General features: G+C 39.2%; 15 protein-coding genes. 8 read left to right on the forward strand and 7 right to left on the reverse strand.

Going from position 1 to position 16,962, the window contains the following annotated elements:
* Positions 1 to 4: 4 nt before the first annotated feature.
* Together ggt and AC3KVK_RS08240 are read left to right on the forward strand one after the other, a co-directional pair.
* Positions 5 to 1,759 (forward strand): gamma-glutamyltransferase, encoded by a 1,755-nt coding sequence (ggt, locus tag AC3KVK_RS08235; RefSeq protein WP_490312009.1) that lies wholly within the window; start codon positions 5 to 7, stop codon positions 1,757 to 1,759.
* A gap of 182 nt (positions 1,760 to 1,941) precedes the next feature.
* Positions 1,942 to 3,636 carry an NAD-dependent malic enzyme gene (locus tag AC3KVK_RS08240; RefSeq protein WP_490312008.1) on the forward strand — a complete coding sequence of 565 codons (1,695 nt, stop codon included), beginning with the start codon at positions 1,942 to 1,944 and terminating at the stop codon, positions 3,634 to 3,636.
* Positions 3,637 to 3,690: 54 nt separating this feature from the next.
* Here AC3KVK_RS08240 and AC3KVK_RS08245 read toward each other — a convergent pair whose 3' ends face one another.
* The gene (locus AC3KVK_RS08245) at positions 3,691 to 3,924 is read right to left on the reverse strand and encodes a hypothetical protein (protein ID WP_490312007.1); all 234 of its coding nucleotides are present in this window, start codon (positions 3,922 to 3,924) and stop codon (positions 3,691 to 3,693) included.
* 212 nt (positions 3,925 to 4,136) lie between these two features.
* On the opposite strand from AC3KVK_RS08245, the gene AC3KVK_RS08250 reads away from it, so the two are divergent.
* The 5 genes from AC3KVK_RS08250 to AC3KVK_RS08270 all read left to right on the forward strand — a co-directional run bounded on the left by AC3KVK_RS08250 (position 4,137) and on the right by AC3KVK_RS08270 (position 10,848).
* Entirely contained in the window at positions 4,137 to 4,916 is a 780-nt protein-coding gene (locus AC3KVK_RS08250; RefSeq protein ID WP_490312006.1) for a DUF2189 domain-containing protein, read from the forward strand.
* Between the two features lie 779 nt (positions 4,917 to 5,695).
* The gene (locus AC3KVK_RS08255; RefSeq protein WP_490312005.1) at positions 5,696 to 6,601 is read left to right on the forward strand and encodes an AAA family ATPase; all 906 of its coding nucleotides are present in this window, start codon (positions 5,696 to 5,698) and stop codon (positions 6,599 to 6,601) included.
* A 197-nt stretch (positions 6,602 to 6,798) separates the two neighbouring features.
* On the forward strand, positions 6,799 to 7,551 hold the full coding sequence (locus tag AC3KVK_RS08260) for a DUF58 domain-containing protein (protein ID WP_490312004.1): 753 nt from the start codon (positions 6,799 to 6,801) through the stop codon (positions 7,549 to 7,551).
* A gap of 1 nt (position 7,552) precedes the next feature.
* The gene (locus AC3KVK_RS08265) at positions 7,553 to 9,529 is read left to right on the forward strand and encodes a transglutaminase TgpA family protein (RefSeq protein WP_490312003.1); all 1,977 of its coding nucleotides are present in this window, start codon (positions 7,553 to 7,555) and stop codon (positions 9,527 to 9,529) included.
* Positions 9,526 to 10,848 carry a Na+/H+ antiporter family protein gene (locus AC3KVK_RS08270; protein WP_490312002.1) on the forward strand — a complete coding sequence of 441 codons (1,323 nt, stop codon included), beginning with the start codon at positions 9,526 to 9,528 and terminating at the stop codon, positions 10,846 to 10,848. Before AC3KVK_RS08265 ends, AC3KVK_RS08270 begins: the two co-directional genes overlap by 4 nt.
* Positions 10,849 to 10,895: 47 nt before the next feature.
* Here AC3KVK_RS08270 and AC3KVK_RS08275 read toward each other — a convergent pair whose 3' ends face one another.
* Genes AC3KVK_RS08275 through AC3KVK_RS08285 form a run of 3 tightly spaced genes read right to left on the reverse strand, consistent with a single transcriptional unit; the run spans position 10,896 to position 13,005 of the window.
* Positions 10,896 to 11,336, reverse strand: a complete 441-nt coding sequence (locus AC3KVK_RS08275; protein WP_490312001.1) for an acyl-CoA thioesterase — start codon at positions 11,334 to 11,336, stop codon at positions 10,896 to 10,898.
* The gene (locus AC3KVK_RS08280; RefSeq protein WP_490312000.1) at positions 11,337 to 12,155 is read right to left on the reverse strand and encodes a M23 family metallopeptidase; all 819 of its coding nucleotides are present in this window, start codon (positions 12,153 to 12,155) and stop codon (positions 11,337 to 11,339) included.
* A complete protein-coding gene (locus tag AC3KVK_RS08285; protein WP_490311999.1) occupies positions 12,148 to 13,005 on the reverse strand; it encodes a 6-carboxytetrahydropterin synthase in 858 nt (285 codons plus the stop codon). Before AC3KVK_RS08285 ends, AC3KVK_RS08280 begins: the two co-directional genes overlap by 8 nt.
* A 182-nt stretch (positions 13,006 to 13,187) precedes the next feature.
* Between AC3KVK_RS08285 and fabA the strand changes: the two genes are divergently transcribed.
* Positions 13,188 to 13,703 (forward strand): bifunctional 3-hydroxydecanoyl-ACP dehydratase/trans-2-decenoyl-ACP isomerase, encoded by a 516-nt coding sequence (gene fabA, locus AC3KVK_RS08290; RefSeq protein ID WP_086745037.1) that lies wholly within the window; start codon positions 13,188 to 13,190, stop codon positions 13,701 to 13,703.
* 49 nt (positions 13,704 to 13,752) lie between these two features.
* Here the strand turns inward: fabA and rmf are convergent, their stop codons facing one another.
* The 3 genes from rmf to AC3KVK_RS08305 all read right to left on the reverse strand — a co-directional run bounded on the left by rmf (position 13,753) and on the right by AC3KVK_RS08305 (position 16,956).
* Positions 13,753 to 13,923 carry a ribosome modulation factor gene (gene rmf, locus AC3KVK_RS08295; RefSeq protein ID WP_086745038.1) on the reverse strand — a complete coding sequence of 57 codons (171 nt, stop codon included), beginning with the start codon at positions 13,921 to 13,923 and terminating at the stop codon, positions 13,753 to 13,755.
* 365 nt (positions 13,924 to 14,288) lie between these two features.
* Entirely contained in the window at positions 14,289 to 16,118 is a 1,830-nt protein-coding gene (locus AC3KVK_RS08300; RefSeq protein WP_490311998.1) for a protein kinase domain-containing protein, read from the reverse strand.
* Positions 16,119 to 16,194: 76 nt separating this feature from the next.
* Positions 16,195 to 16,956, reverse strand: a complete 762-nt coding sequence (locus AC3KVK_RS08305) for an SDR family oxidoreductase (RefSeq protein WP_490311997.1) — start codon at positions 16,954 to 16,956, stop codon at positions 16,195 to 16,197.
* Positions 16,957 to 16,962 lie beyond the last annotated feature (6 nt).

The following is a 16,962-nucleotide window of genomic DNA, read 5'->3' on the forward strand; positions in this document are numbered from 1 at the left end:
CTAAATGCTTAGATTTTCATCCTTAATTATTGCCGCTTTCATTCCTTTTATCGCTATGTCGGCCTCTAATTTGCCAAGAGAAGACCGCGAGCCTGAAGCCAAAACAGGCTTTGAACTAAAAAAAGCGGTGCTAGGTCATAAATATATGGTCGTCGCAGCGAACCCATATGCAGCAAAAGCGGGGCAAGAAATATTAGCGAAAGGCGGTAGTGCGATTGATGCGGCAATTGCGATTCAAGCCGTATTGACGTTAGTCGAACCCCAGTCTTCAGGGATCGGTGGCGGAGCATTCTTAATGCACTTCGATAAGGCCAAAAATCAACTTATCACGTATGATGGTAGAGAAACAGCCCCCAGAGCTGCAACGTCCTCATTGTTTCTTGATGAGACAACTGGGCAACCTGTTTCGTGGATTAAAGCGGTGGTCGGTGGGCGCTCAGTCGGAGTCCCTGGAGTCGTGGCTGCAATGAGTAAAGCGCATCAACAACATGGTCATTTACCTTGGGCTGACTTATTTACACCGGCTATAACGCTTTCACAACAAGGGTTTATTGTTTCACCCCGATTAGAAAAACTGCTTAGCAAAAAATTTAACCCAGGAGTACATCAAATACCCGGGACAAAAGATTATTTTTTCCCCAATGGTCAAGCACTCGAAGCTGGTACAGTAAAGAAAAACCCACAACTCGCTCACTTTTATCAGCGTTTAGCAAAAGAAGGCGCGAAAGCCTTTTATTACGGTGATAATGCAGAAAAAATTGCAACTACAGTTCAAAACTCTGCGATTGCGCCAGGTGTATTAACGGTTCAAGATATAAATAGCTATCAAGCTAAAACCCGCCCTGCAGTCTGCTCACCGTATCACCAGTACAAAATTTGCTCTATGGGGCCGCCAAGTTCTGGAGGGGTTGCAGTATTACAGATATTAAAGCTACTTGAGCATAAGAATATCGGTCAATTTAGCGCAAACGATAAACAGGCTTTGCATTACTTTACCCAAGCTTCACGACTTGCTTTTGCTGATCGCGATGTCTATTTAGCTGATCCTGATTTTAATGACATTGATGTAAGCCAATTATTAACGCCTGACTATATTGCAAACAGAGCAAAACTAATCAGTGATCATGATATGGGCCATGCATCGGCAGGGGAACCGGCAATAAAATTAGCAAAAGTCTCTGATGATGCTTATGAACTTCCTTCGACCAGCCATTTTTCAGTTATTGACAGCAATGGGAATGCTGTGTCAATGACAACCTCTATTGAGATGGCTTTTGGTTCAACACTCATGGTAAATGGCTATTTATTAAACAATCAGTTAACCGATTTTGCACTTAGCCCAGAAAAGAATGGCCAGCCATTAATTAACCGTGTTGAGCCTAACAAACGCCCCAGAAGTTCGATGTCGCCAGTGATTGTATTCAATCAAGATGGTACTATTCGCTTAATTATAGGCTCACCCGGCGGGAGTCGAATTATCAATTATGTTGCTCAGACAATGATCGCAGTTCTCGATTGGCAATTACCTATTCAAGATGCCATTAATTTAGCCAAAATAACTAATCGTAATAAAGTTACCACTCTAGAAAAAGATTCTGAAATTGCTTCATTAAGCCACTGGTTTAAACAAAGGGGGCATTCGGTACGCATAGCGGACTTAAATTCTGGTTTACATGGTATCGAAATTATAAAGGGTCAATTATTTGGGGGGGCAGATCCCCGTCGAGAAGGGGTTGCTCTGTCTGAGTTAAACCATTAATTTTTAGAGCGGCATTGGCCGCTTTTTTAATGTGCTGTTATGGCTGTAATGAGAATGTTAAAAAGCAGATTAAATTAATTTTCAGTGGTCAGCTTAGACGCTTTTTGCTTGTAATTTTATGATTAACAGCAATAATTAGCGGTTATACTTTATAGTCGCAAATTTAACTTGCTTGAGATCAAATGAATAATAAAGATACCAATAATTTTCTATATATCCCGCATTCAGGTCCTAAACTGATCGAAACCCCTTTATTGAATAAAGGTAGTGCATTTACTAAACGCGAACGAGAGAGTTTTAATTTAGCTGGTTTGTTGCCACCAAGATTTGAAACCATTGAAGAACAAGTCAAACGTTGTTACCAACAGTACTCGAGTTTTACTGACAACCTTAATAAACATATTTATTTACGTGCAATTCAAGATAACAATGAAACCTTGTATTACCGCTTAGTTCGTGATCATCTAGAAGAAATGATGCCGATTATTTATACGCCAACCGTTGGTGATGCGTGTGAGCAATTTTCAGATATCTATCGTAGTGCGCGTGGACTCTTCATTTCTTATGAAGATCGTCATAATATTGATGATATTTTACGAAATGCTACTAAAGGCAAAGTAAAAGTCATCGTTGTGACTGACGGCGAACGCATTTTAGGCCTAGGAGATCAAGGGATTGGCGGAATGGGGATCCCAATCGGTAAATTAGCTCTTTATACTGTGTGTGGCGGGATAAGTCCTGCTTACACATTACCTATGATGTTAGATGTAGGCACTAATAATGAAAAGCTTCTTAATGATCAAATGTATATGGGTGCGCGTCATAAACGTATCAGCCAAGAAGAGTATGATGAATTTTTAGACCTTTTCATTAATGCAGTCAAACGTCGATGGCCTAATGTTCTACTACAATTTGAAGACTTTGCACAACCCAATGCAATGCCTTTATTAAAACGTTACCGCAATGATATTTGTAGTTTTAATGATGATATTCAAGGTACTGCAGCAATCACCGTAGGCTCTTTACTTGCGGCCTGTCGTGTTAAAGGACAAAAGCTGTCTGATCAAAAAGTAGTCTTTGTTGGAGCAGGCTCAGCAGGATGTGGTATTGCAGAGCAAATCATTAGCCAAATGGTTTTTGAAGGCGCAACTGATGAACAAGCGCGAAGTCAAATTTTTATGGTCGACCGTTTTGGTTTATTAACTGATGGGATGGCAGGACTGCGTGATTTCCAGCAGGCATTAACACATAAACCCGAGCAACTCGAAGATTGGACCTACAGTGGCGAGTATGCTTCATTATTAGATGTGATGCATTGTGCCAAGCCACAGATTTTAATTGGCGTATCAGGGCAACCTGGTTTATTTACTGAGCAAGTTATTCGTGCAATGCACCAAGGTTGTGAAAAGCCAATTATTTTTCCATTGAGCAATCCTTCAAAACAAGTAGAAGCAGTGCCTCAGGATGTGATTAATTGGACACAAGGTCAGGCAATAGTTGCAACGGGGAGTCCATTTGAGCCTGCAGTGTTTGAAGGTCAAACGTTCCCAATCCCACAGTGTAATAATAGTTATATTTTCCCTGGAATTGGGTTAGGTGTGATTGCGTCAAAAGCGAAAATCATAACTGACGAAATGTTAATGGTCTCAAGTGAAACGTTAGCTGCTTCATCACCTCTTGCAAATACAGGAAAAGGAAGTCTCTTACCAGCTTTGACTAAAATAGAAGAATTAAGTAAAGAGATTGCTTTTGCCGTGGCTAAAAAAGCAATCGAGCAGGGGGTTGCACTAGAAATATCTGATGAGGCAATTTGGGCTGCGATTAATCGTAATTACTGGATGCCAACTTATCGCGATTATAAGCGTGTCAGTATTTAATAATTGAAAACGCCGCTAGAAGCGGCGTTTTTTTTGACTCTTTAAAATCTGATTTTAAATTTTAACTTCAGTTACTTTCTTATAGCCTTCTGAAGTTAGTTCGTCATTTACGCAATTAAGTACGTATGTTTTTAATTCTTCAGTTGCAATGTCGTCTTCTTTTGCCCAGTTTAAACACATTTCAGTAAAATCTTTAACTAGCTCTTTTGGTGCTTCTGGTAACGTATCTTCAGCGAAAACAGACGATGAAGACAAAGCAAGTAAGATGGCTAAAATAGAGTGTTTCATTCTTTTTCCTAAAAAAATTAATTGAGCAAACACACTGTGTGTTTGTAAGGTATTTTTAAAATAAAACTTGTTCGAATAACAGTGAATTAAATTTATCGTCAAGGTGAAAAAACTGAACGTCAATGTGAATCTCAACGTATAGCTCGTGTCTTGTTTGTAAATGACAGCTCTATGTTCTAAACCTAAAGAGTGACTTTAAAAAGGAGCACATTATGCCAACAACCAATGCGTTAGATAAAAACACCGAGTTTGCACGTTGTTTAGCGTGTAATAAAGTAAGTACTTTTTCTGCCTTCCATTGGCTTGCACTTGCGTTTAAAGATATGACGCAAGCGCCAATTTTGAGTCTTGTATACGGATTGATTTTTACCGTCATTCCCGTTGCAATCGTCTACTCAGTTGTTTTTTCAGGAACCTACCTCGTTATTTTACCAGCAACAGTTGCATTTGCTTTGATAGGACCGGCTTTTGCCGTTGGCCTCTATGATGTTGCTTGGGAGCTTGAAAAAGGACACACGCCAACTTTATCTCACTCGCTCAAGTCAATGTTTCGTAATCCAGTAGGAGAGTGGGGTTTTGCTATTTTATTGATGGTTATAATGATTGTTTGGATGCGCTTGGCTGCATTAGTTCATGCGCTTTATCCAAGTTATGCAAACCCAACTTTTGAAGAGTTATCCGCATTTTTAACCTTAGGATCGATAATTGGTGGAATTTTATTAGTATCAGTGTTTTCTATTTCTGCCTTTACACCACAAATCATGATGGAACGTCGCGTTGATATTATGACAGCTGTGGTATCGTCAATTCATGCAGTGAAAGTCAATTTTTCTGCAATGTTAGTTTGGTCTATCTGTATATTTGTTTTTATCGCTTTGGGATTTGCAACAGGCGCAGCTGGTTTCATAGTTATTATGCCTTTACTAAGTTACGCCAGCTGGCATGCATATATAGCAATAATAAAAACTAAAAAACCACGTGGTTATGAATAAAGTGTCATTAAACAAAAGGCTAATTGATATTACGTTAGTTAGCCTTTTTTCAATAATACAGAAGTAGTGTCAGGCTCATCTTCATCATTGTGTTCTTGAGCGATGATATAGGATTGAGATATTTAACAGGATACAGAAAAGACTCAAATTAACTTATTACGAAGTTCTGATTAGCTGTGCTTAAAACTGTAAAGTTTCGAAATGTTAAAAGAGCGCAATGGCAATGAACGTATGTGATGTTTTGTTAAGTAAAATACAACGCCAAAGCATGAGCTATGCGATTTTAAACTCAGTACTTTATAGATTTCCAAGGCGTTATATGGGTCATCAATTTATTTTATCCTATTGTGGGATAGGAATTAGTTGAGGTGCTCGTTTCTAATGAGTAAAACGCTGTTAATTGGGTTAAAGTTTTTTATTTGTTTAATCGTAGTATTAGAAAGTTAGTTCTAGAAAAGAGAATAAATATTAGTTTAGGTAGGTATTAATTGCTTAAACAAACAGTCAATTTAACATAACATTAATTATAGGTTATTATGTGTGTTTTTGATACTGATGGTTAGGCTTTTTAATTTTTAAATAATCCGACAGCCTCTAATGTCCAATACTAGACGGTATCGGACATTTTAGGGTTTTTAGACCATACAAAATTATACCCAGCCAGAAAGATTTCTTTGCTAAATATTATTAAAAATAAATTAAACCAATTTGGTGATTGGCAAACACGGATTAACTCTTTATTCTAATTTACAAACAGTATGATTGTATTTAGGAAATTCATGAGTTCATTAATTGATGACGTGATTATTAACCTATCCAAAGTGATAATTGGTAAAGAAAAACAAATAAAATTAGCGTTAACGTGCTTATTAGCCCGTGGTCATCTATTAATTGAAGACTTACCTGGGATGGGAAAAACAACACTTTCGCATGCGTTAGCCTCATCATTAAATTTAAGTTATCAGCGCATTCAATTTACGAGCGATTTATTACCAGCAGATATTATTGGTTCTTCTATTTTTGATTTGACCGATAAAACATTCAGCTTTCATCCTGGGCCGTTATTCAACCAAGTTATTTTAGCTGATGAGATAAATCGAGCCGGTCCAAAAACACAAAGTGCATTACTTGAAGCTATGGAAGAACGTCAAGTGAGTATTGATGGCCATAGTTATTCGTTACCCAGCCCATTTTTTGTCATTGCGACACAAAACCCTATCTATCAAGCTGGTACATTTCCACTTCCAGAGTCTCAATTAGATCGTTTTTTAATGAAAATATCTCTTGGATATCCAGATATCGCTGCAGAAAGGCAAATTTTATTAGGCCAAAATGTTGCCATAGAAAATCTGGCACATAACCTAGAAAAAGATCAGTTTGAACAAATACAATCAGAAGTATCTGAAATTACTGTTGCGAGTCCTGTAATCGATTATATTCTTGCGATTGTTAATTACACCCGTGAACCTGGCCGATTTGCAATGCCACTTTCTCCTCGAGCCAGTCTTGCGCTAGTCAATGCGGGTAAAGCTTGGGCGTATATTCATCACCGTGATTATGTCACTCCAGATGATATCCAAGCCATATTGCCCAGTGTGGTTCAACATCGATTGAGTTTAAATAGTCACCAACATGATTTGCAGCTAATAGATCAAATCTTGGCTGACGTTTCTGTGCCTTTATAAAGATGATTCAGCGCGTCAAGAGCGTGATTGAAGCTCGAATCAATCAGCAGTTAGTTAAAAGACAGCATCACCTAAAAAAACTCATCCTTAAGCATAAAAATGTCTACGTGCTCCCTTCCCGCTTGGGTTTGGCATTTTTATGTTTTGCTGTTTTAGTTTTTTTATTAGGTAGTAATTATCAAAATAACATGATCATTATGACAAGTTATTTATTACTCTCTTTGTTATTAGTGTCAGTGATACAAGGGTATTTGAATTTATCAAACACCGAAATTGAGTATATAAAGTGTCAACCGGGTGATGTTCAGGCAGGCTTTGAATTATTTATTTCAATTAAAAACATTCGCTCAGCGCAACGAATTCAGTTCGATGGCCAGTGGTTAAAGCAACGAGAGCCCATTGATTGCTCTCGTATTGCACAAACAGTCCACTTGTCATTTTCGCCCTCTAAACGAGGTCTGTACGCCCTACCAAGAATTAAAATAAGCAGTAGTTATCCATTTGGTTTAATAACTATTTGGAGTTATCTCGTCTATCAAGATACGACTTTTATTCATCCTAATCAACGAACGTTAATGAACTACTCTCCTGCTTACGACCTTCCTGATGAGGGGGAGCACATGAGCCAATTGAAAGGGACAGATGATTTTGATGGGATCAAAACATATCAAAAAGGGGATAGTTTTTCACGTATCTCTTGGAAGCATTATGCGAAACAGCATGAACTGGTGAGTAAGCAGTTTAATCAATTGAGTAATGGCCAAATTATGTTTGATTTTTCTACCTTACCAGATGAGTTTGAAACACGCTTAGAATACCTAGCGTATTTGTTACAACAAGCCCATCATGATGAATTGACCTATGGCTTAAAACTGCCTAAGGTTCAGATCGCCCCAAACACTGGTTTAGCACATTTATCCGTATGTCTAAAAGCATTGAGTGAGGCCTGAGGTGAAATTCAATACCGCGGTTTTACAATCAATTATTGTTTTTGCGATCAGCCTAATATTGGCAAAATTCTTATCTACAATGTTAATTGCACTCATTTTACTGATTGCATTATGGGGATTGGCTTCAGCACTTGAACAAATACCTCGACCGAGTACGACTGCCGGTAACCTTTTGGCCATTGCAACTAGTTTTGTCTTATTTGTTGATGTTGGCCTAAAAGATACTGTTAATTTATTTGTGTCGATGCTTTTGGTATCGGTTGCTTTAAAGCAACTCATAGCAACCAGTAATAAACACCTTAAAATTATTGCTTTAGTACACACTTTTTTGATCGCCAGTGTATTTTTATACCAGCAAAATTTAATGTTTTCGTTAGTCAGTCTATTACTCATTATATTAGAGTTAGCGGCGCTGAATATGCTTGGCAGAACAGATGTTAAACTGGTCAAATCTCTAAGATTGGCTTTTATCAGTGTTGTTTCCTGTTTACCTATAACTTTATTATGCTTTTTATTAATTCCAAAACTCCCTTCTTTTTGGGCACTTCCAGGACCAAACACAGCGACAACGGGTTTAAATGAAACGGTCAACCCATTTGATATTGCAAAATTATCTCAATCAGCGGATTTAGTTTTTCGGGTGACTTTTGGTGATGCTGTACCCGCGAATCCCATGTATTGGCGTGCCATGATCCACGAAAAATATTCAGATCGCGGATGGACGCTAATGGAGCATACGTTTAAAAAGCAATCTCAGACATCCCCTATCGAAACTGATACTTTACGCTATGAGATTATTGCCGAAAAATCATCGTTACCTTGGTTGTTTGCCCTAGATTACGGTTATTCAACTTCTGCAGGTATTGTTAATCGTTACGATGGTCTGTTGGCCAGATCAAGTAATTTATCGCAAACCATCAAATATCAAGCGAATAGTCGCCCTTTAATAGATGGTTTACCCTCACTCAATTCATGGAGTCGCACGATTAATTTAAGCATTAATCGACTCGATAATAATAAAAGTCAGTTACTTGCAAAACAACTGAAACAACAAGCAAGAGACGATGCACATTTTTATCAATTGTTGATGAACCATTTCTCATCTGAAGGATTTGTATATACGTTAAGCCCTCCAGCATTAAGAGGATTAGATACCATTGACCAGTTTATGAATGATTCGAAACAGGGGTTTTGCGGCCATTATGCAAGCAGCGCAGCTTTTATTTTTAGAAGCGCGGGGATCCCTGCTCGCGTAGTTTCTGGTTATTTAGGCGCAGAGCAAGTAGAAGGTGGTTATTATAATATTTATCAGTACGATGCGCATGCGTGGACAGAAGTGTGGTTAGCTGGAAAAGGCTGGACGATTTTTGATGCTACAGCGGTTATCGCTCCGGATAGAATGTTAGGCTCTTTGTCTCAAAGTGAAAGCCAACGTGACGCTTTTATTACTAATCTTGAAATGAGCTGGCTCAGCATACAACATTACCCAATGATTAATTGGCTTAGAACTAATATCGACCAATTGGATTTCATGTGGACTACATGGGTACTTGGTTATGATAACTCAACACAAGCATCTTTTTTAAAGCAAACCTTGGGAGATGTGTCTGCGTTGACAATTGCATTGAGTGTTTTAGGTGTGATTGCTTTAGTATTTGCCGCATATTTTGGCTTAATACTTTGGCAAAACCGGCCAACGTATTCGAGTCCGCTTGCAAAAGAGTACCATCAGTTACAGCAGTGGGCCCACCTGAATGCGACGCCTATTGAAGTTGAAGACTTATCAGTAAATGGTACTACGCCATTAAAAAAAATGTCTTTAATTAGTGAGCAACACCCAGACAAGCAAGTATATATTAAAGAGTTTGCAGCCCTTTACTCAACAGTACGCTACCAAAAGCAGTGTATGAGTAAAGCAGAGCAAAACAGAGTAACTAAATTAATAAAAATGATAACTAGAAATAAGAGATCTATATGAATGCTGTAATTATTGGCGTTATTTTAATGCTAGCCTTAAGCCTATTTAGGATTAATGTAATTGTTGCGATGACCCTTAGCGCGCTAACTGCCGGGCTTATCTCAGGAATGAGTTTAGTCGAGACATTAAACGCTTTTAATAGCGGGTTGTCGGGTGGTGCTGAAATTGCGCTGAGCTATGCAATGCTCGGTGCATTTGCGGTTGCAATATCGAAATCAGGATTAACCCAAATATTGGCAGAAAAACTATTAGCGAATGTAAACAAGCACGATAATGCCCATGAAAAACGTAGCTTAAGTTATGTCATTTTGGCGGTGATATTATTCTGCTCGGTAGCGTCACAAAACATCATCCCCGTTCATATTGCTTTTATTCCAATCTTGATCCCCCCTATTTTAGTCATTTTAAATAAATTAGCGTTAGACCGACGAGCCATAGCCTGTGTGCTGACGTTTGGTTTAGCGACTTCTTATATGGTATTGCCATATGGTTTTGGTGGTATTTACCTATACAGTATTTTACATAAAAACTTAACAGATAACGGCTTGGAAATTGTCAATACGGCGGTGCCTCAGGCGATGATTATTCCTGCCATCGGTATGGTTATTGGCTTATTAATCGCTTTATTTTTTACTTATCGCCATAAAAGACAGTATGAAAAAAGCCCTATTAAAGAAGCTACGCACAAAAAAGTCGAGAACAAACAGAAAGTTTTATCTATCGGCTTACTAGCTGTAAGCCTTTCATTGCTAGCTCAAAACTTAAGTGGTTCAATGATTTTAGGTGGGTTAACGGGTGTAGTTGTGTTTACTTTATTTGGTGCCGTTAAATGGCAAGAAAGTAATGATTTATTTAGTAAAGGTGTCGCTATGATGGCGCTCATTGGCTTTATCATGATTTCAGCACAGGGATTCTCGGAAGTAATCAAACAAACAGGCGATGTTGCTGTATTAGTTGATGGTGCTGTCGCTATTATTGGCGATAACAAACCACTCGCAGCAGCCTTGATTCTAATGGTTGGTTTATTGATCACTATGGGAATTGGTAGTTCGTTCTCAACCGTGCCGATCATTGCTACGCTGTTCGTGCCATTATGTATTGAATTAAATTTCTCAGTAATGGCGACGGCTGCACTCGTTGGCACAGCTGGCGCTCTTGGAGATGCGGGCTCTCCTGCATCAGATTCGACCTTAGGGCCAACATCAGGCTTAAATGCTGATGGCCAGCATGATCATATTTGGGACTCAGTTGTTCCCACTTTTATACACTTTAATATTCCACTGATCATCTTTGGCTGGATAGCTGCGATGGTGCTTTGAATAGCATGGTGCTTCATATTAAAAAACCGCCCAATTGGGCGGTTTCTTTATTTAAATCCGTTAAACATTCGTTCGCAAACAACTGGGGTTGGTTTATGATCATCATCGACCGCAACAAAGGTAAAGCTTCCTGATATCGCTTGGTGTTTATCATCTTTGTGCATGGTTTCAAGGTAAATATCAACTTGGATGCGCAGACTTGTGTTTCCGACATGGACAACTTTGGCAATTAACTCAGCAAAGGTCCCAGCAGGAATTGCTTCTTTAAAATCGACGCGATCTGATGAAATTGTCACTAATGGTTTACGACAAAATCGCGTCGCTGCAATAAAGGCCGCTTCATCCATCCAGGCTAATGCATCACCACCGAACAAGGTATTATGATGATTAGTCCGACTAGGAAAAACTGTTTTGGTAATTTTAGTCAACGACTCTTCAATCCGTTGGGCGATTATTTGATCTCTATTTTCTTGTGTTTGAACTGTCATTTATGGTTTATTCGCTAAGGTATCAATCATTAAAAGTTGTGGATCTAGGCGCTCTTGTCGCCAGTTAAAACGCCAATCTAAATGCGGGCCAGTCACCCTGCCGGTTGCACCAATTTCAGCAATTTTGCTACCCTGATCCACCTCTTGGCCCTTTTGTACATCGAGTTTATGTAGGTGGATATAAGTTGAGGTAATGCCGTGGCCATGATCGAGGATTAACGTTCCGCCTGAATAGTATAAATCAGCTTCGGCAAAAACAACCTTGCCTGGTAACGGGGCATAAACGGGAGTGCCCGTTTTATTCGCAATGTCTAAGCCAAAATGAGGTCGTCTAGGCTCACCATTAAAGTATCGTTGACTGCCATACACACCCGATATTCGACCTTGTGCTGGTCTCAGTACCGGACTTAAAAAGTCAGTGCGACTCGACAGAATATTACGAGCTTCACGCACTGCGCGAGCTTCTTGTGAAATACGCTTAGATACAGATTCAGGAGGCGAGACATACTTTTTTGCCACTCCTGTTATTTTATCGATATTATACGTTCTGGCAGTAATCAAAAATGATTCGCTGTGAGACTTCCCTGCTTTGTCTTGCCATTGTAAAGTGTGTTTGAGCTGGCTATCTCGGCCAAAACCAAATACAAAGGTACCATTTTGTGTCAGTTTGAGCGCACTGCCATTTAATTTAACCTGTTTAGCATCAGGTAATTGGCCTGTTACTAACCCACCTTGTGTCAGTTGTCCTTTTAGCTCAAGTGCGTTACTCGAGAACGCCCAGCAAAGTAAACTGACAAGCAACATTCCTTGTTTAAGCATAAGCAATTGATCCTTTTGCAACCCCTTCATATGCGACGACCTTGAAGTCACTGTTTGGGTTGTTGCTCTTGAGCGTATTGGCAAGATAATCAGCGATGCATTCAACCGTGGTATCACATGGCAAAGTATGGGTGACAGATTGCTCGATTGAAAGCTCAAAGTATCCTTGTGGCGCCGTATAAGCACAGCAGAGGTGCGAAGGAGAAGACTCGATAAACTTGAGTTCACTAGGCTGTATAATATCTTCTTGGCTGACTAAATAAATATCTTCAAATGCTTCTGCCCACTGTTTTTGTAAGCGCGGGCTCTTCATACCGTTTTCAAAAATTTCAATTTTAGAGCGGTGCCCGTGCACAATGCGTTGACAGTTACCATCATGTTTTTTCAAACCATGACTGTAATGGTAATAAAAGCTATCTATATTTTCAGGTCGGAGATTGATTTCGATTTTGTCGATATTATTCGGTAGCAATGGGAGTATTGTATTGATCAAAAAGTCAGTTACACTTTGCTGATTGATTTCATCAGTCTCAATCGGGCAATAGGCTTGTGCGGGGCAACTCATGGCCAAGCGTTTATTATCAGCATAAATAAAAGTGACGTTTGTTTGTTCACCTTGATTTTCAAGCACCACGTTTTTGGTCATCGGTAACGCTAATTTATGATCGATATGATCATCAATAATTCTCTTAACTTGTTTTTTCACTAACGCAAAATCTAACACCATCGATTCTTCGTTTAGGCTGCCATGTAAGGTTAAATCAACAATCCAACTTTCACCTACCGCGCCTCGTTGATGACAAAGATAAGAAAAATCAATTACCGTGAGATCGTTCACAAAAAGGATCATATTTATGCGTTATCCTATAAAAAAATACTCGGACATTATAAAGATTTATTCTTAAAAAAGCACAGTATGCCTACATGTTTGTGATTTTTTACTAAAAAAGAATGATTAATTAACTGTTCGGAGTTGTTTAGCTTACATCTGTTCGCTAAAGTAACGGCAATTTTTACGCAAAGTAGAAGAATATGACTCAAAAAAATAGTTTTACAAAAGAAGAATTAGTTGCGTGCGGACGCGGTGAAATGTTCGGTGAAGGCAATTGTCGTTTACCAAGTGATAATATGTTGATGATGGATCGCATCATTTCAATTACTGAAGACGGCGGCGAACACGGCAAAGGCCAAATTGTTGCTGAGCTTGATATCAATCCAGATTTATGGTTTTTTGATTGCCATTTTAAAGGTGATCCTGTGATGCCTGGGTGTTTAGGATTAGATGCTATGTGGCAATTAGTTGGGTTTTTCCTTGGTTGGTCAGGTGGCCCAGGCTTAGGCCGCGCGCTTGGTGTAGGTGAAGTGAAGTTTACTGGCCAAATTTTGCCAACAGCAAAAAAGGTAACGTATCGTCTTGATATGAAACGCGTTATCAAACGTAAATTATTCATGGGAATGGCTGATGGCACTGTTGAAGTTGACGGGCGCGTGATTTACGAAGCTAAAGATTTAAAAGTGGGTTTATTTCAAGATACAAGTAGCTTCTAAACGACGCAAAACAGACCCACTAAAAAACGCCCTTTTGGGCGTTTTTGTTTTAAATTTTGTACATGTTACGATTTTCGATGGCCTCTCGCCATCCTCCGAGCCAATGAGATCTAGGATCTAAATTTTCGTATGGACACATTTCTTTTGAGCGTCCAGCTAATCCCGCTTTAAAACCTTGAGCATGAGCTCTTTCAAGACGATCTCTCTTTTGTCTCTTCATAGGTAACGTCCTCACCTTATTATTAATTTTGAACTGTGTGACTAAATCACGTTTTAACAAATAATTAATTGAATCGTTATATTACTGTCAGAAAACAGGGTTAAAATATAATGATAAATAAATAAGAAATACGTTTAAGCAAATGTAGCCATCGCTACAAAATAATTAGAGTTCCATTTTGTGTAAAAGTTCAGAGGAAGGGTAAGTGCCTTCCTCCACTCAAAGATAACGAGAGCCTTATCAGAGATCAATAGCCTTTTTTGCGTTATTTTTGGGCAAAATCTATCTTCTATTCAATTTCAGTCAATTAGAAAAATTCAAAACTAAAATATTCTAAAAACAAATTTATCATGCCTATTTAGTCTTTAAAGCTGGCTAAGTACTTGCTTTGGATTACGCGGATAAAAATGGTCAGTTTGTTTACTGACCAAATCAAATTGTCGTGTATTTTTGTAAGGTAATTTCATAAAGCCAGCGACCCCAAAATCTGTAATAGTGGCGATACTGGCCATGATTTTTTGCAAAATTGAATTAAATAATTGCTCTTTACTGGGATCTAACAAGCGATAGTAATGATGCACTTTGAGCCGGTCAGGTAATGATTCTACAATGATACAACCGGTATGATGGATTTGGTTCAAAGCAAAAACCCCCTTTAAGACCTCTTTAGGTAATGTGAGTTGTTCATCAGGATCTTTGCCATCTTCAAAATAAGAATGCGGTCGAGTGAGTTCTGTAGCGGTAACGTTCATTACTTGATATTGAATTTTTGGTAAGACGTCAAACTCAAGTTTACCGAGATTATTGCGAGGCAGTTGAATGGTGGTTCGTGCGTCAAATAAACAACATTTGAATAAGCCTTTTTGCACAATGCCCTGCGCCAGTTTGACACAGTTATTCACCGCATCAGTAAAGGCTTTTTTTAAGCTGATGTCATGTAAAATTAAACTCGATTCAATAAATAATTGCGCTTCTTTCCAGTGAAAACTTAAGCCACCTACTACAGGGTATTTAGCTAAACGGCTTATTGAAGCCAAAAATGCTTTTTCTGTATCGCCCATATCAATTAAAAACTCTCGGTAGTAGCGATCGAGTTGTGCATCATTGACATCTTGCAGCACTAAACTGGCATCTGCTTGGCGAAGAAAAGACTTTCTTGAACTGTAAACAACTGTGTCGGGTTTGTTTGCTGTCTCAGAATGCCAAAATGGGATAGCGTTTTTCGTTTCTTTTTGAGGCAAAACTGGCAGGTATGCTTTGGCCATCGTGGGCATATTTCGGATAAAATAATCGCCCGCGCCAGCGCGTATCGCCTTATCTTTTGACAACATACCATCAATGACCTTAGCCAACTCTTGTGGTAAGCCTAAACTAGAAGCAGGTATAACGATATTACCAAAACGGCAAGATTGCGCAGAAGCCAATGCATACAAGGTCGATGCCACGCCTTGCTCATCGAAACGGGGAGAAGACTTTAAACCAGCCATTTGTTCATCTCCGATAAAATACACATCGCCCATTCTGGCATTACTGTGCTGAAGATCATGAGACATTAAGTCCATGATGTTCGAGGCTATTGGATTTCCATGGCCGTCCTCTTGCGCGTAGACTGATGAACCCCAATCGACTAACGAGAGTTGTTTTGTCTCATCATCCCAAACTAAGTTTGATGGTTTGATATCACCGTGCACCATGGGCGATAATGACATCCCCACTTTATGATTGCGCAAATCGAGTAACATACTGTGTAGTTTTAGTGCTAATGCCGTTATAAACTGGGGTGTCAATCGACCATGTTTGAGCGAAAACTTTTCAAGATCTTCACCGGGAGCACGGGCCATCATTAAGATCCCTTGCTTTTTTATCCGTTCAAAAGCATAAAAGCGTGGTACAAGTGGGTTGTCGATTTGTGACAACATATAAGCTTCATCTTCGAGGCGATCACGAACCGCTTGCGCAAGGGTGATCCGTGAAAACTTAAATACCCATTGTTCGCCTTTGTGGTCGGTACCTGAAAATACAAAACCAAATGCCCCAGAGCCTATCATTTCAACATGATCATAACCCAGTAGGCTAAGCTGTTTTTGACAAATTTTAAGCCATTGTTTGTGCTTTTTGGCATCATGGTGAGATAACAAATAAATAGATTGTTCTTCATTAATATAAAAATTATGAATAGTTTTGTTATCTGGCATGGTTTACTCGTTACAAATCAATAAAAAAGGCAGCTAAGCTGCCTGATTGTATAACACTTTTTATCACAAATTCATTTTATAAACGAATGCCGCCGTCGATTTCGACCACACGACCCGTGAAAAAGTCGTTTTCAAAAATATATTGTGCTGTATGAGCTATTTCATCAGCTTCGCCAAATCGACCAACCGGTTTCATGGCAATCATACGCTCTTTTGCTTCAGGTTTCATGGCATCTGTCATTGCCGTGCGAATAACACCAGGAGCGATAGCCCCGACACGAATTCCAAATCGGCCTAATTCTCGAGCCCAAGTAGTGGTCATAGCGACCACTCCAGCTTTTGAAGCTGAATAATTGGTTTGCCCCATATTGCCAGAACGAGCAACACTCGACATATTGATAATCACGCCACCACTGCCATTTTCAATCATGTGGTGCGCGGCTTCACGTCCACATAAAAAGACGCCCGTTAAATTGACATCAATGACGGATTGAAATTGTTCCAGCGACATTTTACTGACGACTTTGCCTTCTTTAGCCTTGATGAACATGCCATCACGTAAAATACCTGCATTATTAATTAATCCATCTAGGCCATTAAAGTCAGCATTAATTTTGGCAAAGGTTGTTTCCACATCAGTTTCTTGACTTACGTTAGCTACATAGGTTTCAACGCGTGTATTAAACTGCTGGAGTAACTGCTTAGCCTGAGTTAATGCCGTTTGCTGCATATCCACTAACGCTAAGTTTGCTCCAAGGCGCGCTAATCGTTCAGCCATGGCTAAACCTAATCCTTGAGCGCCACCTGTGATCACGATGGTTTTGTTCGTTAATTCCATGGTGAA

This window comes from Pseudoalteromonas sp. J2K-J979, from assembly GCF_058169715.2.